19 protein-coding genes are annotated in these 24565 nt (G+C 47.2%); 13 read left to right on the forward strand and 6 right to left on the reverse strand.

Going from position 1 to position 24565, the window contains the following annotated elements:
• Nucleotides 1-53 precede the first annotated feature (53 nt).
• The 4 genes from PAHA3_RS00370 to PAHA3_RS00385 all read left to right on the forward strand — a co-directional run bounded on the left by PAHA3_RS00370 (nucleotide 54) and on the right by PAHA3_RS00385 (nucleotide 6122).
• A complete protein-coding gene (locus PAHA3_RS00370; RefSeq protein WP_062832976.1) occupies nucleotides 54-1340 on the forward strand; it encodes an alpha-L-fucosidase in 1287 nt (428 codons plus the stop codon).
• Between the two features lie 63 nt (nucleotides 1341-1403).
• Nucleotides 1404-2426: a carbohydrate-binding family 9-like protein gene (locus tag PAHA3_RS00375; protein WP_062832977.1), complete on the forward strand. Its 1023-nt coding sequence runs from the start codon at nucleotides 1404-1406 to the stop codon at nucleotides 2424-2426.
• A 7-nt stretch (nucleotides 2427-2433) separates the two neighbouring features.
• Nucleotides 2434-5064, forward strand: coding sequence for a transglutaminase domain-containing protein (locus PAHA3_RS00380; protein WP_062832978.1), 2631 nt, complete (start codon nucleotides 2434-2436; stop codon nucleotides 5062-5064).
• A 5-nt stretch (nucleotides 5065-5069) separates the two neighbouring features.
• Nucleotides 5070-6122: a glycoside hydrolase family 18 protein gene (locus tag PAHA3_RS00385; protein ID WP_062832979.1), complete on the forward strand. Its 1053-nt coding sequence runs from the start codon at nucleotides 5070-5072 to the stop codon at nucleotides 6120-6122.
• Between the two features lie 200 nt (nucleotides 6123-6322).
• On the opposite strand, the gene PAHA3_RS00390 is transcribed toward PAHA3_RS00385, so the two are convergent.
• Nucleotides 6323-8623, reverse strand: a complete 2301-nt coding sequence (locus PAHA3_RS00390) for a helix-turn-helix domain-containing protein (RefSeq protein ID WP_062832980.1) — start codon at nucleotides 8621-8623, stop codon at nucleotides 6323-6325.
• Nucleotides 8624-8930: 307 nt separating this feature from the next.
• Nucleotides 8931-10454 carry a glycoside hydrolase family 43 protein gene (locus PAHA3_RS00395; protein ID WP_062832981.1) on the reverse strand — a complete coding sequence of 508 codons (1524 nt, stop codon included), beginning with the start codon at nucleotides 10452-10454 and terminating at the stop codon, nucleotides 8931-8933.
• Nucleotides 10455-10620: 166 nt separating this feature from the next.
• Here PAHA3_RS00395 and PAHA3_RS00400 point away from each other — a divergent pair, with 166 nt between their 5' ends.
• On the forward strand, nucleotides 10621-11493 hold the full coding sequence (locus tag PAHA3_RS00400) for a helix-turn-helix domain-containing protein (protein ID WP_371327889.1): 873 nt from the start codon (nucleotides 10621-10623) through the stop codon (nucleotides 11491-11493).
• Between the two features lie 65 nt (nucleotides 11494-11558).
• Here PAHA3_RS00400 and PAHA3_RS00405 read toward each other — a convergent pair whose 3' ends face one another.
• The 4 genes from PAHA3_RS00405 to PAHA3_RS00420 form a co-directional block, all read right to left on the reverse strand.
• Nucleotides 11559-12128 (reverse strand): YdeI/OmpD-associated family protein, encoded by a 570-nt coding sequence (locus PAHA3_RS00405; RefSeq protein WP_062832983.1) that lies wholly within the window; start codon nucleotides 12126-12128, stop codon nucleotides 11559-11561.
• Nucleotides 12129-12139: 11 nt separating this feature from the next.
• Nucleotides 12140-12649 (reverse strand): DinB family protein, encoded by a 510-nt coding sequence (locus PAHA3_RS00410; RefSeq protein WP_062832984.1) that lies wholly within the window; start codon nucleotides 12647-12649, stop codon nucleotides 12140-12142.
• Nucleotides 12650-12732: 83 nt separating this feature from the next.
• Nucleotides 12733-13650, reverse strand: coding sequence for a helix-turn-helix transcriptional regulator (locus tag PAHA3_RS00415; RefSeq protein WP_062832985.1), 918 nt, complete (start codon nucleotides 13648-13650; stop codon nucleotides 12733-12735).
• A 275-nt stretch (nucleotides 13651-13925) separates the two neighbouring features.
• Nucleotides 13926-14843 carry an ArsR/SmtB family transcription factor gene (locus PAHA3_RS00420; RefSeq protein WP_062832986.1) on the reverse strand — a complete coding sequence of 306 codons (918 nt, stop codon included), beginning with the start codon at nucleotides 14841-14843 and terminating at the stop codon, nucleotides 13926-13928.
• A 400-nt stretch (nucleotides 14844-15243) separates the two neighbouring features.
• Here PAHA3_RS00420 and PAHA3_RS00425 point away from each other — a divergent pair, with 400 nt between their 5' ends.
• The 8 genes from PAHA3_RS00425 (at nucleotide 15244) to PAHA3_RS00460 (ending at nucleotide 24523) form a co-directional block, all read left to right on the forward strand.
• On the forward strand, nucleotides 15244-16155 hold the full coding sequence (locus PAHA3_RS00425; protein WP_062835909.1) for a glycoside hydrolase family 43 protein: 912 nt from the start codon (nucleotides 15244-15246) through the stop codon (nucleotides 16153-16155).
• A 132-nt stretch (nucleotides 16156-16287) separates the two neighbouring features.
• Nucleotides 16288-17631, forward strand: coding sequence for an ABC transporter substrate-binding protein (locus PAHA3_RS00430; protein WP_062832987.1), 1344 nt, complete (start codon nucleotides 16288-16290; stop codon nucleotides 17629-17631).
• Between the two features lie 164 nt (nucleotides 17632-17795).
• Nucleotides 17796-18686 carry a carbohydrate ABC transporter permease gene (locus tag PAHA3_RS00435; RefSeq protein WP_062835910.1) on the forward strand — a complete coding sequence of 297 codons (891 nt, stop codon included), beginning with the start codon at nucleotides 17796-17798 and terminating at the stop codon, nucleotides 18684-18686.
• A 26-nt stretch (nucleotides 18687-18712) separates the two neighbouring features.
• Nucleotides 18713-19555, forward strand: coding sequence for a carbohydrate ABC transporter permease (locus PAHA3_RS00440; protein ID WP_036611483.1), 843 nt, complete (start codon nucleotides 18713-18715; stop codon nucleotides 19553-19555).
• 56 nt (nucleotides 19556-19611) lie between these two features.
• Nucleotides 19612-21033, forward strand: a complete 1422-nt coding sequence (locus PAHA3_RS00445; RefSeq protein WP_062835911.1) for an arabinan endo-1,5-alpha-L-arabinosidase — start codon at nucleotides 19612-19614, stop codon at nucleotides 21031-21033.
• A 921-nt stretch (nucleotides 21034-21954) separates the two neighbouring features.
• Nucleotides 21955-22935 carry a glycoside hydrolase family 43 protein gene (locus tag PAHA3_RS00450; RefSeq protein ID WP_062832988.1) on the forward strand — a complete coding sequence of 327 codons (981 nt, stop codon included), beginning with the start codon at nucleotides 21955-21957 and terminating at the stop codon, nucleotides 22933-22935.
• Nucleotides 22936-23130: 195 nt separating this feature from the next.
• Nucleotides 23131-23976 (forward strand): EcsC family protein, encoded by an 846-nt coding sequence (locus PAHA3_RS00455; protein WP_082762672.1) that lies wholly within the window; start codon nucleotides 23131-23133, stop codon nucleotides 23974-23976.
• Nucleotides 23977-24034: 58 nt separating this feature from the next.
• Nucleotides 24035-24523, forward strand: a complete 489-nt coding sequence (locus tag PAHA3_RS00460; RefSeq protein WP_062832990.1) for a YbaK/EbsC family protein — start codon at nucleotides 24035-24037, stop codon at nucleotides 24521-24523.
• Nucleotides 24524-24565: the final 42 nt, after the last annotated feature.

A 24565-nucleotide genomic window follows, 5' to 3' on the forward strand; every position in this document is an offset into this window, starting at 1 on the left:
AGGTTCAATGATTTTTCTCATATATGAATTCTCAGGGGAGGGTGTGGGCAGATATGCAGAAATGGTTTGAAGAAGCTAAACTGGGGATATTCATTCACTATGGCATCTATGCTGTAGACGGGGTTGCGGAATCCTGGTCTTTCTATAATGGAAGGGTCTCCTATGATGAATATATGAAGCAGTTGGATGGGTTTACGGCATCGGCATTCAATGCGGAGAAGTGGGCGGATTTGATTGAAAAGTCTGGAGCCCGCTATGCCGTGCTGACAACGAAGCATCATGATGGTGTTGCTCTATGGGATACGCAGTATAGTGACCTCAATGTCGTCAAACAGACACCCGCGAATCGGGATATCGTGAGGGAATATGCAGAAGCGATTCGGGAGAAGGGCATTCATCTGGGGATGTACTTTTCGCTGATCGATTGGTCACACCCGGATTATCCCAGCGTATATGAAGCTGGAAAAGTACCGGAGGACCTCAGCAGTGTCAACCGGCATTCAAGTCCTGTGGACGGCGTTCAGGATCAGGAGAAATGGCAAAAGTTCCTGCAATTCAATAACCATCAACTGGAAGAGATTTTGACCAATTACGGAAAAGTGGATCTGCTGTGGTTCGATGGGGACTGGGAACGAAGTGCCCAGCAGTGGAATCTGCCGGACTTCAAGCATTACCTGCAATCCTTCAACCCGGATATCATCATCAACTCCCGTCTGCAGGGTTATGGAGATTACAAGACGCCTGAGCAGGGCATTCCGATTACAAGACCAGAGGGACCCTGGGAATTCTGTACCACGATCAACACATCTTGGGGTTATGTGCCAACAGATCATAAATATAAATCACTTAATCAGATCATTCGAATGTTCTGTGATTGTATTTCGATGGGCGGAAATATGTTACTGGATATCGGCCCGCGTGAAGACGGGACCATCGATCAGAGGCAGGAGGACATCCTGCTTGGGCTGGGAGCATGGATTCGGATCCATGAGGAGGCTGTTTTCGGGACGGGAGAAGGGATTATGCCTCGCTATTATTTGGGGGGAAGCACCGTATCAGAGGACAGAAAGTCATTGTACCTATTTGTGTATGACAAGCCAAAAGAGAATGTGTGCATCAAAGGTCTCTGCAATCCGATCAAGAAAATTACCGTGCTGCATTCGGGCAAAGAGCTTCATCATGAGATTCATGGGGGCGTGCCTTGGTTCAATATCCCAGGTACAACGTGGATCAAGATGACCCCGGAGGATACGCATGAACAGGTGACCGTTCTTAAGCTCGAATTCGATGAGGAGCTGGAAATGTACGGCGGCGCTGGAGCCGTTGTCACCCATAACTAACCATTACGGGGAGGGTGTGTGCTGATAGATGCATGCCCTCCCTTACGAATTGGAGAGAGCGACATGAACAGAAGTGGAGTGCCGGAACCCAGGATTGAGTATGCTCCCAAACATTATATATGCAATCGTGCGCAGGAACCGCTGGTCTTAGACGGCCGTGTGGATAAGGCATTTTGGGATGCGGCCCCTTGGACGGATGATTTCGTTGATATCGAAGGGGATCTTCGTCCGAAGCCAGGGAAACAGACACGGGTCAAAATGCTGTGGGATGACGACTATTTCTACTTTGCTGCCGAGCTGATTGAAGATCAGATATGGGCTACGTTGACCGAGCGTGATTCCGTTATTTTCTATGACAATGACTTTGAGATTTTTATCGATCCCGATGGGGATTCCCATCAATATTATGAGTTCGAGATCAATGCACTCAATACGGTATGGGACCTGCTATTGGTGAAGCCGTATCGGGATGGCGGACCTCCGGTCAATGGGTGGGATATCAGCGGTCTTAAGACAGCTGTACATATCGATGGGGAGCTGAACACACCTGGAGCCGATAACCGAAAATGGAGCATCGAGGTCGCAATTCCCTGGACCAGTCTACAGGAGTGCGCCGAAGGAAAACGTCCGCCTGCGCCGGGTGAGTTCTGGCGCGTCAACTTCTCACGCGTGGAGTGGCAGACCGAGGTGCAGGGCGACGAGTACCGCAAGGTGCTGAATCCAGATACGGGCAAACCTTATCCGGAAGACAACTGGGTGTGGTCACCTATGGGCATTATCAACATGCATTACCCGGAGTTGTGGGGCTATGTCGTATTCTCGGATGACGGAACCAATCAGTCATTTGAGATGCCGGAAGACGAGCGAATTAAATGGGAGCTTCGCAGGCTCTATTACCGAGAACGCAATTATTATGAAACCCATGGTGAATTTACACAGAATTTGAAGCTGCTTATGGGTGAGGAGTCATTGATTTGCCAGCCTGTAATTGAAACAACCCGTAGCCTATTCCAGATTAGTACGCCTTCCTCGGACGGCGCTACCTTAATCTGTATTCGGGAAGACGGAAAGCTGTGGAAGGAGTGAGAGGACAATGACCAGCCAAACCTTGGTATTTTCCCTTGATGCACAGTCATTGGAGAGGATCGAGCAGAAGTTCCAGGAGAAGGTGCGTTTTGCAGAGGCCCGCAAATCGGAGTTGTTTGATATTTTTCAACAGAACCTAACCGAAGAAGAGACCTGGGCATTGAAGTATGTGTATGCCTACATGCCGGTAAACGACATGGCTGATTATAACGGGGACCTGTTCTTGAGTCATGTGCGCCGGGCTTTGGACACCCGCAAACGTGTGCCTTGGGGAGATCGCGTTCCCGATCATCTGTTCCTTCATTTTGTGTTACCCTATCGGATAAATACAGAAAATATTGAAGATTTTCGCGGCTTGATGTATGACGAATTAGCCGAGCGGACAGAGAAGTTATCCATGACCGATGCCATTTTGGAAACCAATTACTGGTGTCATGAAAAAGCGACCTATATCGGCAGCGATCTGCGCACGATATCGCCGCTGACGATGATCCGTAATGCTCGCGGACGATGCGGCGAAGAATCCACGCTGGCAGTGGCCGCTCTTCGCAGCATCGGCATACCTGCCCGTCAGGTCTATACGCCGCGCTGGGCTCACGGTGACAGCAATCATGCTTGGGTGGAAGCCTGGGCAGATGGTCAATGGTATTACATCGGGGCATGCGAGCCGGAAGCCCGTCTGAATCAAGGGTGGTTCAGCCCACCAGCCCGCAGGGCCATGCTGATTAATACGAGGATCTATGCCGACTATCCCGGACCAGAGGATATTACGCTCTCCGAGAAGGGATTTACTGAAATCAATTTGCTTGAGAATTATGCGCCGACGCGGGTCATTGGTGTGAAGGTGAAAAATGAGCAGGGAGAGCCTGTACCCGGAGCGAGTGTCCGCTTTGAGTTGTACAATTCGGCTGAATTCTATCCGATTGCCGAAATTAGCACGGACGCACAAGGGGAAGCTGCTTTTAAGACAGGTTATGGTGACCTTTTGATTCGTGCGGTCAGTGGCGGCAAGTGGAGTGAAATCCTATTCAAGGCTCAGGAAAGCGAGCTTGTAGAGCTTGTATTGGACTCGTCAGAGCAGCTCACAGGGATCACAGATTTTGATATGGTTCCTCCTCCGGAAGGGGAGGGGGAGGTTGTAATTGCATTACCGGAAGAGAAGATCCGGATTCACAATCGTCGTCTGGAGGAAGGGGCGAAGACCCGGAGCGAGTATGAGAAGACATTCCTGAGTGAGGAGGAAGCGGTCTCGCTGGCTAAAGTGGTTGGACTGCCCTCAGTACGTGTATGGGCTATTCTCGAGAAAGCAAGGGGGAATAGTCGTGAAATTGCAGCATTCCTAGAGGAACGGTCCAATTCATACGGTGAATGGCCGCTCCGGTTGCTGGAGTCGATGAATGAAAAAGATTTAATTGATACCTTTCGCCAGACGCTGGATGATCATCTAGTCGGTGCACTCTCACAGCAAGGATCATGGTCTGAAGATACTTTCGTGAGATACATCCTATGTCCGCGGATTTCCTATGAGATGCTGGTTCCTTATCGAGGCGTATTCCAGAATGCCTTTTCGGCTGACAAAGCAGCAGCGTTTAGGGAAAATCCTGCGATGCTTCTCCAAATGCTGGAACAGGAATACGAATACTATGAAGATCTTCCTAATCTAAAAGGCAAGGGGAATCCGATCGGGACGTTTAGTCTGATGAAGGGGGACGCTCAGTCGCTGGATATTTTGTTTGTGGCCGTATGCCGCAGTTTGGGTATTCCGGCACGATTACATCCGAGTGCACAGAAACCACAGTACCTAAGTGACAGAGGCTGGGAGGATGCGTTTAGTCTCACATCAACTCAAACTCAGGAGAGCACAAGCTGGGGAATGCTCCAACTTCGTAAGGATATAAAGGCTCCGCAGGATACACCTGAAGCATCTTATTTCGAAAATTTCTCGTTTGCCCGTCTGGAAGGTGGCATCTACAAGACGTTGATTTATCCTTATGGCAGTACGGATGTCTATAGCGAGCCATATGAGGTTGAACCAGGCGCTTATCGCTTAACGACAGGCATTCGCCTGAAAGATGGAACGGTAAAAGTGCGCTTCGTTTACTTTACCGTGAACACCGGAGATACAACGGAGGTTGTATTGACTTATCGCGAGACTGAGGTTGATATTCCTGTACTGGGTAAACTTGCACCAGGAAGTATACTGACCCGTCTGAATGGTTCAGAAGTAGAGCTGGAGGAACTTCTGGGATCGGAGGGTGCCATTGCTGCCTGGATTGAACCGGAGCGTGAACCTACCAAACATCTGCTTCGTGAACTTTGCGAGCTGGCAGGGCCACTGGATAAGCTGGGTATACCCATCGTACTCATCATCGGAGATGTGGAATGGAACGCTGCCTTTGACCCTGCTGGTTATCCAAAGCTGCCTGTACGCACGGTTTTTGTACGAGATTCCAGTTATGCTTCCTTGTCGGATTTCATTTCAAAGCCTGCGGCCCACGAAGCGGGTTATCCGCATCTGTTCGTGCTGGATACACAGCATCAAATTCGGTATTCGGCATCCGGGTACAAGATTGGTACCGGGAAGGAAGCCCTGCAGATTGCTGCTGCGATATCTCAATCATCGAACGGATTGGAGTGAAGAGAATGACGAAATATATTGCTGTAGGTTATGCCGTGGATTCAGTTCTTCCCAACATGACACATGAGGATCTGTTGAAGTTAACACATCTGAACGTAGCCTTCGGACATGTTAAGAATGATGAAATCACCACTGAGCATTTAAAGAACGGTCATGTTATCCAAAACATGAAGCGGGAGCATCCAAATCTTACGATACTGCTGTCTGTTGGCGGATGGAGCGCTGGAGGTTTCTCAGAGGCCGCCTCAACCCAGCCGGGGAGGGACAGCATGGCTGCATCAGCGGTAAGGGTGCTGGAGGAATACCCTTTTGACGGGATCGATCTGGACTGGGAGTATCCTTGTTATGGTGAAGCTGGTATCACATCCAGTCCTGATGATAAACGGAATTTTACCTTGTTACTCAAGACGATGCGGGAGTCACTGGATGCCAAGGGAGTCGAGGATGGTCGTCATTATCTGCTCACCATTGCGGCAGGGGCTGACCAATACTACGTGGACGGTACAGAGATGGCTAAAGTGCAGCAGTACCTCGATTACGTCCAGTTGATGACCTATGATATGCGCGGCGGTTTTCAGATTCTGACCGGACATCACACGAATCTGTACACGCCAACAGGAGATTTGTTTCGAATCAGTACGGATGCTTCTGTGAACCTGTTTGTTCGCGCTGGCGTTCCGAAGGAGAAAATTGTGATCGGTGCTGCGTTCTATTCCCGAATCTGGACTGAAGTTCCGGATCGAAACCACGGGCTTCATCAAATGGCTAGCAGCACAGGCGGCTATGGTCCGTCGTATGCAGAGCTGGAAGCGAAGTACATTAACAAGAATGGGTACACTCGTTATTGGGATGAAGAAGCCTGTGCACCGTTTCTGTTTAATGGGTCCAGCCTAATATCTTATGATGATGAAGAGTCGATCCAATGCAAATGTGATTACGTAAAGGATCAAGGTCTGGCCGGAATCATGTTCTGGGAGTACGGCTGTGATCCGACCCACCGTCTACTGAGTGCGGTGCATCAAGGGCTGCAGGATCTTCCGGCTGGGAAAATAGGATAAACACCTCAGGGAGCCGACGGGTCAGATGATGTATATGGACTAAAAACATACGAAGGGGCCGTCCTATAGTCATGCTCATGACTTATAGGACGGCCCCTTGTTTGCGTTATTTTGGTCTATTGAATCTGGCACATGTCATTCGCTCTCATATACACTGTTTACTGTTCTGAGATGTAACCATCACAGAGACGATGCTCCATTTAGCCAATACATTCCTCGTCATCATCATCCGGGGAATCGGCGGAGCCGTTGGGACGGTGCATTTTACGGTACTGTCCGGGTGTGTAACCCGTCTCTTTCTTGAATTTGCGGATGAAGTTTGGTGTATCCAGGTAACCGACACGCGTGATGATATCTTTTAACGGATCGGTTGTATGCAGCAGTAATCGGATGACTTCATCCATCCTTTTCTGCCAAATGTATTGGGTAAAATTCATACCGATCTTTTCTTTGAATGAACGGCTGAAATACGATGAAGAGATCGTAAATTTCGATGAGATCGTACCCAGACTGAGGTCATAATCAGAGAAATTGGCATCGATATAAGCAACAATTTCATCCATCAGGGAGCTTTCTTCTGTTTCGCTCTTCGCCTCGACATGGGCGCAGATTTCGGCGGCAAGACCTGTCAGTTTTTTCTCCAAATCCTCCAGTGAGTCATAGGATGTGATTCTTGGGAGCTGATTAACCACATGATGCATCCCAAGCTCTGAGGCGGTTTTTAGCATAGTATTCAGAATATCAAAGCAGATGCAACGCAGCAGTGGTACCGACGGCATTTCGGCTTTCAGGTTGTTTAATGCGGTCGACACCATCTGAACCGCCACATCATAGCTACCCTGTTTTAAGCTCTGGACCAGCTTCAGCAGTACATCTTTAGGGACCCAGAAGGAAGAATCCTGTTCACTAGAGCCGGAAAGGGCGTTGAAAAAGGTGTTGCTGCCTTGTCCGTGCAGCATGGACGCTTCCAGCGCGGTTGATGCCTCGATGTAGGATTGGTTCAGCTGTAATGGAGAACTGTAGCTGTTGCCAATCCCAATCGCGGGAGCGACTCCGACGTGATCTGCAACCATCGATTGTAGTGATTCAACAATAGACTCCATACGAGCATTCAAGCTGGATTCATGTCCGATTTCGGTATTAAATCCGACGATGAGGGCCAATTGGTCTGCTTGAGGAAGCTCCACACCGTATGCATTAGCAGAGATCTCCGGCAGTTCCACATCGTTCATCAGTTGCATGACAGTTCGTTGTTCAGGGTTATCACCCATAGGAAAAGCATGCATTTCCCAGCCCATGATCATGACAAAGTAATGGGATCGGTTAAAGTGTATGCCGAACTTGTCCGTAAACTCAGAGGGGAAATCTCCGGTATGGCCGTGCTTCAGCAGCATAAGCAAAATATGATTGCGAGCGTAGGGCTCCTGAAGATCCACGCGCTGACTATAATCGTGTAGTGTTTTCTTGATCCATTCCAGCTCATTGGTGGTTGAGGATGGATCAGGATCATTTTTCAACCGAATGAACTCCATTAAGTCTGAAATCGGATGGTATTGTCTTCGGGCCAACATAATAGCGAGGAATGTACCCATCACCACCATGAAGGAGAAAACAAGAACAACAAAGGTGCGAATATGAACAATTCGGCTGAAAAATTGGTTGCTGGGCATAGCGGTTACATAAGTCCAGCCAGCATCTGATTTGACGGATACAACTGAATGCGGTTCTTGATTCAAGGAGAGGCTGTGCGTTCCCGGCTCAAGTGCAAACAGAGATTTGACTTCCTGTTCGGTAATGGTCTCCCCCTTATAATTGGCGGCCAGCACCTGTCCATAATTATCGAAAATATAAGTCATCCCATGGTAGTCGCTGAGAATGGAATCAATCAATCCGGTCAGATTAGACTCGTGAATCAGGTACATGACGGTTCCATGGGCGGGCGTATTGTTAGGCGCAATCGGTACAAGGTAGGCCAGCATGGAGTTGGGTATTTTGGTTCCTTGAACGACCTGCTCCGCCGGTCGTATCGTGGGAGACTGCACGTTATTCAAATCCTGGATCATGTCCGCTTCATTCCATGTATTAAATTTGTAGCGGCCAGTAAATACATTCAGATTTTCAGAGCCTTGAGAAGAGTAGATGTTATCATCTCCTCGGAAGAATAGGAACAGCTCATCAATAATGGAACTGGTGGCTTTATATTTGACCAATGCGCCAATCGATTCTCGGCTATAGTACGGATGGTGGGTCCAATACCGCGTTAACTGCTCATCGTAGGCGATGCGAAACGCGATGTCTTGCAGTTCCTTCATGCGATCATCAATGACAGTTTTGGCTTGAGTGAGCTGGTTGACATTGGTCTGTTCAATCTCTGAACGGAGCGTGTCCACAGCGTTGTGATAAATAATGATGGTTAAAATAACAAGAGGGATAAGGAAAATGGAGATATAGGATAGTGTGTACTTAAGCAGAAGCTTGGACTTGAAGTGATTCCATTTCATATCTGCAACCTCCCGTTTATCTTTCGTGCTGCAGCGATAGCGCTCTCATATGGACAGTGAAGGTATTGCCAAGATGGGAGCTGCTGGGGTGTTCCTTCTAAAAATACTAGGAGAACTTCTCTAATAAAGCAATGGTTCTTTTATAAATTTCAGAGCAATTATAAAGAAAGATATAACGATAGCAAAATCCCCTCGAAGTTCACTCATTTCCTTATGCTACCACATAAGGCTTTTCAGAGAGTGTCTACTTTAAGGGGATAAATTTTAGCTGATCATATATTATATTTTCTATTATTGAATATAGGAGTTAAAATGATAATTCTTCCAGAGGTTCATAGTCGAACCAATCGAAACCTGCAGGGGTGCGTTCCCCCGATGGATCGTAGGCATACATGGCTACAATAACACCTGTGAAACCACTTGCTACTTCGGTAGATAACAGATGGGTTTCACCTGAACCTACTTCAATGGCATTGGATGAGCCTTGCTGGTAGAGGAACGTAAAGTGATTACGGTCGGCCTTGATCTGTAAAACAACCGGACCCTTCTCACAGTCAAGCATCTGTACCGTTCGTAGAGAACCGACAGTTCGCCGTAGTATGATTTTCTTCTGGCCGTCGATCCGTGTTACAGCCAAGTCATAATGATATTTATTATTCATAAATACGGTCAAACCTGCTTCACCGCCGCTTGTACTTGGCTCATAATGCATTTCGGTCGCCATGTTACATAAGAAATGGCTCAATCGACGCCCGACAAAGGATGGATTTCTCCCATCATCGAGCGAAACCGGATGACCCCGCAGGATGAGTTGCCCGGGATTTTCTGTAAGCGTCCAACTATCCAGAGCCGGGTTCCGAAGGAAGATCCAGTTCATGTTCAATGTTGGTTCGTCAAAATGATCCCGGATAGCCTGATGCGACCAGGGGTGCTCAGGCAACGAAGGTCCAGTCATCTCCGGCTCAATATGTCCGTCCACACCGATCATCGGCCAACCGTCATCTGTCCACGTGACAGGTGCCAGGAACGTTTCGCGTCCCAGATGGTGTCGCATGGGGTAACCTGCTGGACGAAGGCCCAGACATACGGCCCACCAGCTTCCATCCTGAATCTGGACAAGGTCTGCATGCCCGGTTGCATGGATACTGGATTTCATGCTGCGATTGGACAGAATCGGATTATGAGGACACGGATCAAATGGTCCGTATGGATTTGCACTTCGAGCAATGGTCTCCATATGACCATACTCGGTTCCACCTTCGGCGATCATGAGATAGTAGAGGTCGTTTATTTTGTACAAGTGGGGAGCTTCGGGGGCTGCGCCTCCGGTTCCTCTCCATATCAATCGACTATTGGTCAGTCTGGCTCCGGTCGTGATGTTTATTTCGCACTGATAGATGCCTTCGCCTTCATTGCCATTACAAGCCGTTTGAAAGTATACACGTCCATCATCATCAAAGAGGAAAGAGGGATCTATGCCGTCCTGATCAACAAAAATCGGAGCAGACCATGGTCCCTCGGGCTGGGCACTACGTACATAAAAATTTCCGCCGCCGCTAACATTGGTTGTTGTCATATAGAACCAGCCATCATGATACCGGAGTGTTGGAGCATAAATGCCGCCAGAGCTGCCCGCGTTCGCTAGAGGGAGTTGTTCTGTGGTAGTAAGGACATGGCCGATCTGTCGCCAGTTCACAAGGTCTTTACTATGAAAAATAGGCACACCCGGGAAATATTCAAAGGTACTGGTCACCAGATAGTAGTCTTCGTCTACACGACAGATGCTTGGATCGGGATAAAAACCCGGAATGACCGGATTGGTATATTTCATCATGTTATGCTCCTATTCATTGTGAGAGTTTAGTACGAATCTGGACATATTAGAGAATCCTTGCTACAAGGCGAATTATAACGGTTTTAAGGATATTGAACCTTGATTTTTCGGTCCTGGAATAGCATGATATAGACATTCAGCCCAACAATGTTTGTGGAGGGGAATGCTTTTGAGTAATGCCTACTTGAGATGGTTTACTTCAGATCATCAACAATTTCCGTTTTTCATTCAGTATGGTGGACACGTTGAGGACATGGAGCTTCATAATCATATGGATTTTACGGAACTTGTGATTGTTCTGAATGGTCATGCAACTCATGTGGTGAACACCGAGGAATTTTTTATTAAAAAAGGAAACGCGTTTGTCATCAATGGTGACACCCATCATGCGTATAAAGACCCTCATGATTTTAGGATCTGTAACGTGATGTTCAGTCCAGAGATGCTTTCTTCGGCTGGGCCTGATCTCAGGAAATCCAACGGCTTTCAGGCACTGTTTGTTTTGGAACCGTTTTATCGCAATACCCACTCATTTCCGAGTAAACTGGCGTTATCCATTTCCAGTCTGGAGTATGTCGAATCGTTGATATCGTTCATGATTGAGGAGTATCACAGTAAACAGCAAGGCTATCAGACGATGTTGATCTCACGTCTAACGGAGATGGTTGTATATTTGTCGAGGCAATATGATACGCAGGAAAAGGGCATTGAGGGCAACAATCTGATGCATCTGGCAAATGCCATTTCATATATTGAAGATCATTATCTGGAGCCATTGTCGCTGGAGGACATTGCGGGGAAGTCGAACATCTCGATAAGGCATCTGAATCGGATTTTTCGATCCTATTATCAGATGACTCCGATCTCTTACCTGCAGAAGTTGCGTCTGGAAAAGGCATGTCATTTGTTGAAAAACGGGAACCTGTCCATTACAGAAATTTCGTATGAATGCGGGTTCAACGACAGTAACTATTTCACCCGTCAATTCAAGAAAGCCTATGGCAAGTCTCCCAAAACATACAGGCAAACTCATTAATATGGGAAACAACAAAACAGGGCCTCCGCATAGGGAAGTCCTGTTTAATGTTTTTCAGAGACACGTTAATCGTCCCAAAGCCGTCCGTTATCATGCCACTGACCGTACATTTTATTTTCCTTCGTATTGGTTATGAATTTGTCCAATCGACTCTGGAATAATGCGGGCTGCTGTTTCACACTTTGGATCGTATCGATCCGAATCTTTTGATACAGAGCAGGGAAGGCGATGAAATTCGCATAAACCTGCTGATCCTCTTTCAGCCTTTGTTCGATTACACCATCGATAATGAAAGCATTCGGGTCCATAACAGGAAGAACCTTTCTACCTTCGTCATGCATGAAGCCCAACTTTTCAAGACGGCGGACACGTTCCTTGTTCAATTCAGTCCAAGAGCTTCGTTGGCTTCGAGGAGACAATCTCTGTGCTAATTGAGTCTCGGATATTTTCTTTTTGATTCCATCGATCCATCCAAAGCACAGCGACTCTTCAACCACGTCCAAGTACAGCAGGGTACCCGGAGTTGGTTTCATGCTTACGATGACCCAGCAGGATTTCTGGACTTTTCCGTGCTCTTGCAACCAATTTCTCAATTCATCCCTCGATGTCACGGGGATACAATGTACATTTTCCATCGAATTGTTGTCTATACTTGAGCCGGTTCTTGATACCAGAATAGAGAATAGTCGTTCATGATGGAGGCGTACCCCAATTGACGCAGCATAGTAGATACATTGCCCCGGTGGTAGGTCCCGTGATTTACCAGATGGAATACCATTTCCGATAAACTGGTTTCGCGAACTCCGGCAAATGGATTATCGAGCAGAACGGTTTGTTCCAGATCAGCTTGGCCCCGTAACCACTCACTGTATTGTGCTGACAGGTCGGTAAAACATTGAATGTACTCACCCACAGAACCGTGAATTTCACTATTGAGAGGTATGCATGCTTGCAGTGCCTCGGGCATACCTGTGCCAGTTAACACCAGGTACCACATCTTATCCACTGCATAGATATGGCTGAGTGCATGAGCGATGGTTGGAAACGAACTATTCACTTCCTGACTCAGTACGGAAGAGGGCAGTTCCTTGATTCTGCTCAGGATGGTTTGGTTGGCCCATGCGTGATAATTATACATTTGTACCGGATGATTCATTGATGATCGTCTCCTTTAATTTGGGGGTGGATTGGGTTAACTTACTGAGATAATTATAAAAAAAGAAGTATGACAACAGCGTGTCATACTTCTTCATAGAGGTTAAGTGCGTTTCGAAGTTGTTCTTTCAGAATGCTTCGTAATTCAATCGGTTCAAGCACCTCGGCGCCACTGCCCAAACTGAGTAGAAACGACCATAACCACTTGGCTTGTAACGGCTGATGGACCTGGATGCGCATCGTCATACTTCCATCTTCGTGAAATTGCTTTTCCGCCTGTTGAAAATGATCCATGGCTTCCGATAGCGATTCCGGTTTCACCCGAAAAACAACATCACTGATCTGATCTTGCCATGATGGATCTGACACGAAATTCTCTTGAGGAAGCTCAAGATGTGGTTGAAAGTGTTCCGATGTCAGGTGCACATTCATCATCCGGGACAGTCGGAATTCCCGATAATCCTGCCTTGTCTGGCAAAATCCATACACATACCAATTACGATATTTAAAATGGAGTCTTACCGGTTCCAGATGACGGGGTGCATGTTCATTCTTCGTATTAATGTAGTCAAAACGCACAACCTGATGCTTCATAATACCTGTACGGAGATGAGGAAGGGCATCAGGTTCCGTTCGGCGAGTCTCCAAATCCACGGATAGACTTGAGGTCTGATGCTCCGGTCCAATTGTTTGCAGACGTTCAATCGTTCCCTGTGCACGCGCGTCTTCGAAGACAGTGGAGAGACTACTAAGGATCGTAATCAGGGCATCGACATCATAAGAACCGAGCAAGCTTTTATCCATCTTGTATCCATCCATCATGCCATATCCGCCTTTAAGTCCCTGGTGTGAGACGACTGGAAAGCCGGCTGCGCAGATTACATCAATATCCCGATAGATTGTTCTTGGAGATACCTGAAACTCTTCCGCCAAAGTGGAGGCAGACAACACTTCGTGGTTCAACAGTTTATATATGATTGAGATTAATCGCTCCAATTTCAAAAGCTATCCCCGCCCGTTATTCCATTTTGTCATTCCAGGCCATTATTATATCACGCCAGGGTAAACAACATGGAGGATTACAGAGGGGCTATAGAAGTCATATCATCCAGTATGTGTTGTTCCAACTTGATTGGACAAGTTCTTCGGTGAGATGAAACAAAAAAAGAGTGCTGGATAGCACCCTTTCTAAGACACATAATTGTTGTTGTGTTGAACAGTTACGTTAGCAGATCGGTCGAACTTTTTTTATTTTGAGATTTTAGTCAGAATGGAAACTATTCCTCTTGCACGTTATAGAGAACGCGAGCAAGCAGATTCTGTCCATAGTTGCCAAAGTTTTTGCCGAAGATCGTCAAGCCCCGTTTGTTCAAAGGGCCATCGGTAACTGCAATGCGGAAGTGAATATCGCTTTTGTAATCCAAACCAATTTGGTCCAGTGTTACGTCCGAGATGCGGCATCCGTCGATATAGCTGCCTTCCTGTGTGATCCGGATCAGCTTCAGCATGCCGTACTGATTCAGATGGGGAGGCCACCATTCCGGATTGAAGGTACCGCGTGTATTGCCAAAATCGCCTGGACTCGTCCAGCAGCCAATCTCAATACCGTTAATGTAGAAATAAATATCCGAAGGATAATTGTCGCAAAAGCCAGGTGCCTCTGAACCCAGTTCCATCGACAACTGAATTTCGCTAAACGACTGATTCGGCTTGAGATAGTTGGGAATCCGATACTCCAGATAACCTTCAGCCAGCCAGATCATCTCCGCATCAATTCGCAGTGGATCAGCAAAGTAACGCGGATCATCGAACTCTCCAACAATGCTGTCCCGGGTAGCGAGACCACATGTAGGCGCAGCCTGATAATCGCTGTAATGACCGACCTGAATTTCCACCTCGTAACGATTGTTAATCTCCTGTGAACGCAGATCAACCATTAATTTTTCCTCATTGAGATAACATATCTTCTGAATGCCATGTTTACCAACAGCGGTGTTGATCTCAATCAATCCGCTCTCTTCGAGCTTTTTGATATGCATTGTGATAGCGCCATTACTGAGACCCAGCTTAGTTGCGAGATCATTGAGATTAAGACTTTGGTTCTTGGCCAGCAGCTCGATGATCTGAATCCGGATTTCCGAACTGAGCGCTTTGAAGATATTCACACCCGACATCAGATCTTTAATATAAATCATAGGTGGATTCCTTTCCCCGTTCTGAACAAAGTCTCTTTTCATTGCAGACATTTGCACATTTATATGTTTTATTTCAGATAATTATAAATCATTCCTTCATGGAAGGGAAGGGCTGAGAAGTGGAAGCCAAAACCCCTGTACATAGCGCAAATATGAAAATATAAACTATATTTTGTTCACTATTCCGGTTAAAATAAGTGTTAATCAGTTTACATATGTTTGAAATATACCATTGAAATGTAATGAAACCGCTTTTATAATCCTATTATACCTAAATTGATTCATTACTTCATGAACCTAATTAACCATTTGATCAGGAAAGGTGGAGTTCGGTTTGGAAAAGTTGAGCAATGTGAAGAGGTTTAAGTGGAAACGGTTGGCTTTACCGGCATTACTTGTGATGGTATTACTACTGGCAGGTCAGTCAAAAGCGTTGGCGGCGTTCTGGAATCTGACCGGAGATACCGCCGTTCATGATCCGTCGATTATCAAAGAGGGAAGCTCGTGGTACACCTTTTCAACCGGCCCAGGTATTCAGGTATTGAAATCGGATAATGGATCGTCCTGGTATCGTGTTCCACAAATCTTTTTAAGTAAACCATCCTGGTGGGCTTCTGCTGTTCCGGGACAAAGTGGATTGGATGTATGGGCACCAGACGTAGAGCAGTATAACGGAAAAGTATGGCTCTATTATTCCATCTCCACCTTTGGCTCCAATCGGTCTGCGATTGGTCTTGCGTCTGCCAACAGCATTGGAGCAGGGCAGTGGAAGGACGAAGGATTGGTGCTTCAGACTACGACCGCCAATAATTATAATGCGATTGATCCGAATCTGGTCATTGATGCTTCAGGCAACCCATGGCTGGCCTTCGGTTCTTTCTGGAGCGGTCTGAAGATTGTCAAGCTGGACAAAAACACGATGAAACCGACAGGAAGCATAACTTCCATTGCTGCGCGTCCGAATAACGGGGGGGCTATTGAAGGACCAAGTGTTGTATATCGTGGCGGATACTATTACCTGTTTGCTTCAATCGATTCTTGCTGCCAAGGGGTAAACAGTACCTACAAAATGGTCTATGGGCGTTCGACGAGTATTACAGGCCCTTATGTGGATAAAAACGGAGTGAATATGCTGAATGGCGGCGGAACGATATTGGATACAGGCAACGTGAAATGGAAAGGTCCAGGTGGTCAGGACGTGTACAACGGCAATGTCATTGCACGACACGCCTATGATGCAGAGGATAATGGCAATCCGAAATTGCTGATTAATGACTTGCTGTGGGACGCGAATGGCTGGCCGATGTATTGATTTATTTTAGATAAATATAAAATGTTTTATAAAAGTGTTGACTAAAGTGATCTGGATTTGATAAATTTAACAACAGAAATCCTATTTCATCCAATTGAATACGGTTACAAATCCAGATCAGGAGGGGTTCAGATGGTAAAGAAAAAGAATTGGGTCACATTTATGCTTCTTATGCTGGTAAGTGCGCTGGTACTTGCGGGCTGCGGAGGAGGCAGCGGTGCAAGTGGGGACAAGGAGTTAACATTTATGTTCCGCGGCGGTACAGACGAGCAGAAAGCATACCAGGCGGTGGTCAAGAAATTCGAAGAAGATCATCCGGGTGTGAAAGTCAAAATTATTGTAACGGCTGCGGATCAATATGCAACCAAGCTGAGAGCGGCAATTACAGGCAACAGCTTGCCTGACGTATTCTACATCAATCCGGGCGATGTGAAAGCGTATGTGAACAGCAATGTGCTGATGAACCTCACATCGTATATTGAAAATAATCCGGATGTTGATCTTGATAATATCTGGAAATACGGCGTGGATCTGTATCGTTATGACGGACAAATGGCAGGCCAAGGTGATATCTACGGTATGCCGAAAGATTTGGGGCCATTTGCACTGGGCTACAACAAGACTTTGTTTGAAAAAGAGGGCATTCCATTCCCTGACACGGATAAACCATATACATGGGAAGAGTTCATCAAGGTGAACCAGCAAGCGACCAAGGATACCAATGGAGACGGTAAACCGGATGTATACGGTACTGGATTCAACGTACAGTGGGCACTGCAATCCTTTGTATGGAGCAACGGTGGCGACTGGTTGGATGAAACCAAAACAAAGGTAACGATTGACGACCCGAAATTCGCTGAAGCACTGCAGTTCTTCGCGGATATGCAAAACGTATACAAAATCACACCTTCTATTGAGGAAGCGCAAACATTGGATACGTACCAACGCTGGATGAAAGGTGAAATGGCTTTCTTCCCTGTAGGTCCATGGGATATGAGTACATTTGAAAAACTGCCTTTCGATTATGATTTGTTGCCTTTCCCTGCGGGATCGACTGGCAAATCGGCAACGTGGATCGGCTCTCTGGGCATTGGGGTATCGGCGAAAACGAAATATCCGGAAGAAGCCGCAGCATTGGTGAACTACCTTACGGCTTCGAAGGAAGGCATGCAGCAACTGGTAGATGCCAAGGTACAAATCCCGAACTTGCTTGATATGGCAGACGAGTGGGCCAAAGATACATCCACGAAACTAGCCAACAAGCAAGAATTCATTGACATCGTAGAGGATTACGGCCGGGCTCTGCCAGGTAACTACACGTACAATGCGGAATGGTATGACCTGTTCTTCACGGACATTCAGCCGGTATTGGATGGCAAGATTACAGCCGCAGATTATGTGAAGCAGCAGCAGCCGAAAATGCAGAAGCTGCTCGACAAAGCGGTTGAACAGGAAAAGAAATCTCAGAATAAGTAGATAGGAAAAGGCGATGCCGGCGGTCAGCAATCATGCTGCTGGCATCGTTCTTATTGGAGCTTATTGGAGCTTATTGGATTCCATACGGGCATGTGGCATTCGTTGATCGACAAGGCTCAATCGACGGATGCCACATGCTGATACTAGAAACAGGGGTGAACACCGTGATTACGAAATCGAGTTTGTATCGAAAAGAGATGCTCTACGGATATCTGTTTATTTTACCTCCGATTCTTGGGTTGCTAATCTTTGTCATGTTCCCGTTCCTCTATTCCCTCTATGGTTCCTTTACCGATTGGGATGGACTGGGACAGATGAATTTTATCGGTTTGGCCAACTTCAAGGATCTGCTCACGGATGACCTCTTCTACAAAGCGATGTTTAATACATTCTTCCTGATGCTCGGTATTCCGATTGGTCTGTTGCTCGCGCTGTTGCTGGCAATGGGTCTGAATCGTAAAATTCCCGGCACAACGACATTCCGTGTGATCTATTACATTCCGGTTATTTCTTCCCTCGCTGCGGTGTCCATCATGTGGAACTGGGCATATAACGGGGATTACGGTCTGGTTAATCAGTTCCTTGACCTGTTTGGTATCAAGGGTCCAAACTGGCTCGCGAATAAAGACACGGTCAAACCCGCTCTAATTATTATGACGATATGGAAAGGTCTCGGATACACGATGTTATTGTACTTGGCGGCACTGCAAAGTGTATCACGTACATACTACGAAGCGGCTGAGCTGGATGGAGCCAATGGATTCCAAATCTTCCGCAACATCACTTGGCCTATGGTGAAGCCAGTTACCTTTTTCCTCATTGTTACAAATATCATTGGTGGTTCCCAGATCTTCACTGAGATGAACATTATGACGCCTACGGGTGGTCCTGAATATTCTTCCGCATCAATCGTCTTCTACATTTGGCAGAAAGCCTTCAGTAACTTGCAGATGGGTTATGCCTCAGCGATGGCCATGATTCTGGGTATTTTCATTTTTGTCATTACCTTGGTGCAATTCAAAATGAACGAAAAATCAGCCTATGATGGGGATTGATTGTCAAGGAAAGGAGTGAACCAGAGATGTCTTACAGTCAAAAGAGGAAATTAACGAACTCGATCATCTTTATCGTACTCGCGATCGGTGCGATTGCGATGATTGCACCACTGATCTGGATGCTGTCCACTTCATTGAAGGAGAAGCAAGATGTGTTCGCGCTTCCGCCTGTGTGGATACCTGAAGTATTCCAATTTGGTAAGTATAAAGAAATCTGGGAAGCTGGTCCGCTGCTCAGCGGGATCAAAAACAGCCTTATTGTTGCGGTGAGTGTAACGGTGGTGGGTACGTTTACGTCCAGTATCGCTGCCTTTGCCTTTGCCAAATTAAGATTCCCGCACAAAAACAAGCTGTTTCTCGCGTTGTTAGCATCCATGATGATTCCTTATCCGACAGTCATGATCCCGCAATTCATCATGTTCGCGAAGCTGGGCTGGGTGGATACGCTGTTGCCACTGATCGTTCCAGGTCTGTTCGGTAACGTAATCATGATCTTCTTCCTTCGTCAATACCTGCTTAGTGTACCTGATGCGATTATTGAGGCGGCCAAGATTGATGGAAGTTCCTACTTCCGCTTGTACTCCAGTATTACGTTCCCGCTCATCAAACCTGCGATTGCTGCACAGTTGATTCTCTGGTTCATGGGCATCTGGAACGATTATCTGGCACCGATTATCTATCTGAATTCACCAGAGAAGCAGACGTTACAGCTGGTTATCGCGAACTTCAACGCGACGTATGCGATTCAAACCGATTACCCACTTATTATGGCGGCGTCCATTGTAGCCCTGTTGCCGGTATTAATCATCTTCCTGATCTTCCAGAAGCAGATTATTGAATCGGTTGCCATTTCGGGAGTGAAGGGATGAATCAGCGGAAGAGATTCCGAGGGTGGACATTTTCGAAGAGAGGGGTTGTTGCTTCCATGTTGCTGATGCTGATTGTTGGAGCTACGGGTTGTTCTGGAGAAGGAGCAGGAGAAACGGTGTCCCGTCCCGTCTTTCCTGAAGCTCCTCAAGATACTCAGTTGTATGACACTTCCATTTTGGACGATGAATCACGCTGGACGGTGAACAATGCGCATGATCCAGCTATTATCAAAACCGATCAGGGCTACTACGTCTATTCCACAGACGTTCGTGTAGCAGGAGAAGCGAAACCCGGTGTCATGGTACGAAAATCAGATGATCTGATTAACTGGACATGGGTAGGTCAGGCTCTGTCCGGTATTCCGCAAGAAGCGCTGGATTGGACAGGTGCAGTCAATCTGTGGGCACCGGATGTGATCCAGGCTGGCGATACCTATCGGATGTACTATTCGGCTTCTTCTTTTGGCAGTACCCAGTCGGCCATTGGTCTTCAGACATCCTCATCTCCCGAAGGTCCATGGACTGATGAAGGACTGGTTGTGAAAACTTCTGCGAATGAACAGGACAAATTAAATGCTATTGATGCTAATCCCATCGTAGATGCCGAGGGCAATTCGTGGATGGTATATGGTTCATTCTTTGACGGAATCTACATTTCGCCACTTGATCCAGACACCGGGAAATTCAAGGACGAGGGTTATGGTACACGCATTGCCGCTCGGGATCGTGCTACCGAAGAAGGTGCAGTCGAAGGTCCTTACATTGTGTATAACCCGGAGTTCAAAAAATATTATCTGTTCGTCTCCTATGATTCCTTATTCGAGGACTATAACGTGCGGGTTGCGCGTGCTGATTCAATCACAGGACCGTATACGGACATAAACGGCATGAACATGCTGGATACCGAGCATCTGCCGCAATATGAGATCGGCACCAAAATTCTGGGCGGGTATCGCTTCACCGAAGGTGAGGGCTGGGTTGCCCCCGGACATAACTCCGTTCTGAAGGACGGAGAAGATTATTACATCGTGCATCATGCACGGGGTGAGACGGATAAAAACTGGCCATATCTGCATGTACGCAAAATGTTATGGACCAAGGACGGATGGCCTGTGGTTTCACCCGAACGTTACGCCGGTGAGAAAGCACAGGACATTCCGAAGTCCATGATTGCCGGGGAGTGGGAAGGCATGGCGCTTGACCCGTCCGTAGACGGGCAAATTCAGGCCGTGCCATATACCCTAACGGGCAACGGTAAAATTCAAAGCAAAGACGGTTCAGGAACCTGGACGTTTGATGGTAAACAAACATTGACACTAAAGTGGAAAGAAAGCCCATGGGGCGGAGCTTCCACGGAAGAGCTGCAACTGCTGCCGTCCTGGGACTGGGAGCGAAGCCAGCCGGCACTCGTAGTGACAGGCCTCGATGACCACGGCGTGGCGGTCTGGGGCAAGCAGATCAGCGCAGCTGAGGAGTAAGGGGACGCCCAGCGAGCGCGAAAAGCGAGCTTCTGCTCCGAAGGTGCACAAGCAGTGAGGGGGAGGAAGGAGCCGAAGGAGCGAGTTTGGCATTCGATTTCAACCGCCAGAAGCGGGTGGAAAAAGAAATCGGAGGACAAGAGAGCCCCAAGGCCCTACCACCCCCGAACGTCCGCTGTGCACCACAAAGCTGGCCTGTTAAGGTGTGCTAACGCCAAGGTATTACAGCCTTTAGACATTTAAGATGCATCTGTGCTGGCCTATGTCTGAGGCCAATTTGCACTAAATATGGGGAGAGTCGACCGTGCGAAGCGGTCGACCCCATAAAACCGAGCCAAAAATAAGGCTTGGAGTGAGGCTGTAACCCAGCGAGCGCGGAAAGAGCGAGCTACTGCTCTAAGGGTGCACAAGCAGTGAGGGGGAGGAAGGAGCCGCAGGAGCGAGTTTGGCATCCGATTTCAACCGCCTAGAGCGGTGGAAAGAGAAATCGGAGGACAAGAGAGCCCCAAGGCCCTGCCACCCCCGAACGTCCGCTGAGCATGACCACAAAGCTGGCCTATAGCTCGGCGGCCAGCACAGCATTACATGGGGAGAGTCGACCAAGCGAAGCGGTCGACCCCATAAAACCGAGCCAAAAATAAGGCTCGGAGTGAGGTTGTAACCCAGCGAGCGCGAAAAGAGCGAGCTACTGAACCAAAGGTGCACAAGCAGTGAGGGGGAGGAAGGAGCCGCAGGAGCGAGTTTGGCATTCGATTTCAACCGCCAGAAGCGGTGGAAAAAAGAAATCGGAGGACAAGAGAGCACCAAGGCCATGCCACCCCCGAACGTCCGCTGTGCACTCAAATAGCTCTTCTCTTTTCTGCATCGCACACACATTCCCAACTCCGAGCCGCCACACACATTTGAAAGGGGAGCATTCCCATGACTGATTCCATTACATTTACTAATCCTATCCTGGAGCAGCGTGCTGATCCGTGGGTGTACCGTCATACGGACGGTTACTATTACTTTTCCGCATCCGTACCAGCCTTTGACCGGATTGAGATTCGGCGAGCAGAGACATTGGAAGGATTAAGAGATGCCGAGCCTGTAACGGCTTGGACCAAGCGTGACACAGGGCCAATGAGTGCCAACATCTGGGCACCGGAAATTCATTTTATCGATGGCAAATGGTACATACATTACGCTGCGGCTCACACCAGTGAGACCAACGAAGGCCTGTTCGATCATCGGATGTATGTTCTGGAGAACGATTCTGCGAATCCACTTGAAGGAGAGTGGGTAGAAAAAGGGCAGATTTACACCCGGTGGGAATCATTCGCGCTGGATGCAACGACCTTTCAACATAAGGGAATCCGCTATCTGGTGTGGGCGCAGAAAGATCCTGATATTGTGGGCAACTCGAACTTGTACATTTCCGAGATGGAAAACCCGTGGACGCTACGCGGTGAACAGGTCATGATCTCTACGCCAGAGTACGATTGGGAGATCATCGGCTTTAAGGTCAATGAAGGAGCAGCCGTGATGCACCGAAATGGAAGAGTGTTTATCGGCTACTCAGCCAGCGCGACTGATTACAATTATTGTATGGGTCTGCTCACTGCAGATGAAAATGCCGACCTGCTTGATCCGGCAAGCTGGGTAAAATCACCCGAGCCGGTATTCCAGACTTGTGAAGCGAACGGCCAATACGGTCCGGGCCATAACAGCTTTACGGTATCACCGGATGGCAAGACCGATATTATGATTTATCATGCGCGTAATTACAAAGACATCGAGGGTGATCCCTTGTATGATCCGAACCGTCACGCTCGTGCTCAAGTGATTCATTGGCGTGAAGATGGCACACCTGATTTCGGTGTTCCGGCTCCAGATGGCAAAGCAGTAGCAGAAGCGAAATAAGAGATAGTGAAACCTTAAATACGAGAGCCCTTAGTTAGCGAGTGATGCTGATTAAGGGCTCTTCTGTATGTGAACGATAAGATAGAACGGCCTAAGTATCGATGTCTTGGATATAAAACAAAGCAACCACAACGATGATTTTTGCGTATGAGAAAGATACGGATTACGATACACAACCTATTAGGAGGATCACATATGGATTCACGCGAAACATTGGACCACGAACTTGAACAGATTTTGAAATGGGAAAAACAACAGAAAGACTTGTTTATATGGGATAAAATCGGGCGTCTGCCGTTTGCGATGTTGGATAAAGTGATGCCTAAAGCGCTGAAACAGAAAATCGGAGATTCCCTGAATGACGTCGGTCAATATGTACAGAATGGGGGCAAGTTCCTCGTACAGAAGAAAAAAGTAGCCAAGCTGTTGCAAGAGGAAGCCGAGAAATCCGGTTATTCCATGACGGACACGACTGATCGTCTGGAACAGGATGCTGAAGCTGAGGGGACAGCGAAGATTCATAGTGTAGAAAATCTGCCACTTCAGGTGCTGGACCAGGTAGCCGATAACATTACCGAGAGTCGAACGAAGTTTGCCGCGGCTCAGGGAGCAGCTACAGGGTTCGGTGGCATTGTAACCATTGCAGCAGATATTCCGATGGTGATGGGGCTTTCTCTGAAGGTACTGCAGGAGATGGCACTATGTTATGGCTATGATCCCGATGAACCGCTGGAGCGTATCTTTATCGTCAAATGTCTGCAATTCTCTTCCGCCGATATCGTAGGTAAGAAAGCTATCATTGAAGAACTGGCAGCTTACGATGATCCAGACAAGCCTATTGAAGTGGTATCGCAAATGCAGGGTTGGCGGGAAGTTTTTAACTCCTACAGTGAATCCTTTGGTTGGAAGAAATTGTTTCAACTTGTGCCGATTGCCGGCATGGTCTTTGGTTCAGTGAGCAACAAAAATACGATCCGTGATGTAGCTGAAGCAGGTAAAATGCTGTACAAAAAACGGCTGATCCTTCAGCGTTTGAAATAAGGTTACAGAAGAAGTAGTCTTATAGAAGAATATTTATATTGAAAGAGATGAATCTGATATGTTAAACAAACAAGGTTTCTATGATCTTTTAGATCGCAACAATATCGTTTACGAGAGTATTGAACATCCCGCAGTATATACGATGGAGGAAATATTCTCTTATCAGATTCCACATACAGAACATATCGTTAAAAATCTGTTTCTGCGTGATGACAAGAAGCGCAACTATTATCTAGTAACGATTGCTGGAACGAAGTCAGTTGATTTGAGAAGTTTAGGCGAAAAGATACCTAGCCGCAAACTCAGTTTTGCGAGTGAAAAGGATTTGTTGGAGTTACTCGGATTGGAAAAAGGGCATGTTAACCCTATGGGGGTTCTTAATAATGTTCAGAAGAACGTAACCGTCGTCTTTGACAAGGATCTAGTCGGTCAAAAAATAGGAATTCATCCCATGGAAAATACGGCGACGGTATTCCTTGAATTTGAAGATGTGAAGGAATTGATTACTGCTCATGGCAGCAGCGTTGTCATGTGTGACGTGGAATAAACGGTTGAAGCTAAATTCGAGAAAAACAAATATATCAAAAGG

The organism is Paenibacillus amylolyticus (assembly GCF_001570725.1).
Taxonomy (GTDB): Bacteria; Bacillota; Bacilli; order Paenibacillales; family Paenibacillaceae; genus Paenibacillus; species Paenibacillus amylolyticus_A.

Excerpts from the sequence above, each read along its gene's own strand:
- PAHA3_RS00370 (WP_062832976.1), top strand. The coding sequence starts at position 54 with ATGCAGAAATGGTTTGAAGAAGCTAAACTGGGGATATTCATTCACTAT.
- PAHA3_RS00375 (WP_062832977.1), top strand. The coding sequence starts at position 1,404 with ATGAACAGAAGTGGAGTGCCGGAACCCAGGATTGAGTATGCTCCCAAA.
- PAHA3_RS00380 (WP_062832978.1), top strand. The coding sequence starts at position 2,434 with ATGACCAGCCAAACCTTGGTATTTTCCCTTGATGCACAGTCATTGGAG.
- PAHA3_RS00385 (WP_062832979.1), top strand. The coding sequence starts at position 5,070 with ATGACGAAATATATTGCTGTAGGTTATGCCGTGGATTCAGTTCTTCCC.
- PAHA3_RS00390 (WP_062832980.1), bottom strand. The coding sequence starts at position 8,623 with ATGAAATGGAATCACTTCAAGTCCAAGCTTCTGCTTAAGTACACACTA.
- PAHA3_RS00395 (WP_062832981.1), bottom strand. The coding sequence starts at position 10,454 with ATGAAATATACCAATCCGGTCATTCCGGGTTTTTATCCCGATCCAAGC.
- PAHA3_RS00400 (WP_371327889.1), top strand. The coding sequence starts at position 10,621 with ATGCTTTTGAGTAATGCCTACTTGAGATGGTTTACTTCAGATCATCAA.
- PAHA3_RS00405 (WP_062832983.1), bottom strand. The coding sequence starts at position 12,128 with ATGGAAAATGTACATTGTATCCCCGTGACATCGAGGGATGAATTGAGA.
- PAHA3_RS00410 (WP_062832984.1), bottom strand. The coding sequence starts at position 12,649 with ATGAATCATCCGGTACAAATGTATAATTATCACGCATGGGCCAACCAA.
- PAHA3_RS00420 (WP_062832986.1), bottom strand. The coding sequence starts at position 14,843 with ATGATTTATATTAAAGATCTGATGTCGGGTGTGAATATCTTCAAAGCG.
- PAHA3_RS00425 (WP_062835909.1), top strand. The coding sequence starts at position 15,244 with ATGGTATTACTACTGGCAGGTCAGTCAAAAGCGTTGGCGGCGTTCTGG.
- PAHA3_RS00430 (WP_062832987.1), top strand. The coding sequence starts at position 16,288 with ATGGTAAAGAAAAAGAATTGGGTCACATTTATGCTTCTTATGCTGGTA.
- PAHA3_RS00440 (WP_036611483.1), top strand. The coding sequence starts at position 18,713 with ATGTCTTACAGTCAAAAGAGGAAATTAACGAACTCGATCATCTTTATC.
- PAHA3_RS00445 (WP_062835911.1), top strand. The coding sequence starts at position 19,612 with ATGTTGCTGATGCTGATTGTTGGAGCTACGGGTTGTTCTGGAGAAGGA.
- PAHA3_RS00450 (WP_062832988.1), top strand. The coding sequence starts at position 21,955 with ATGACTGATTCCATTACATTTACTAATCCTATCCTGGAGCAGCGTGCT.
- PAHA3_RS00455 (WP_082762672.1), top strand. The coding sequence starts at position 23,131 with ATGGATTCACGCGAAACATTGGACCACGAACTTGAACAGATTTTGAAA.
- PAHA3_RS00460 (WP_062832990.1), top strand. The coding sequence starts at position 24,035 with ATGTTAAACAAACAAGGTTTCTATGATCTTTTAGATCGCAACAATATC.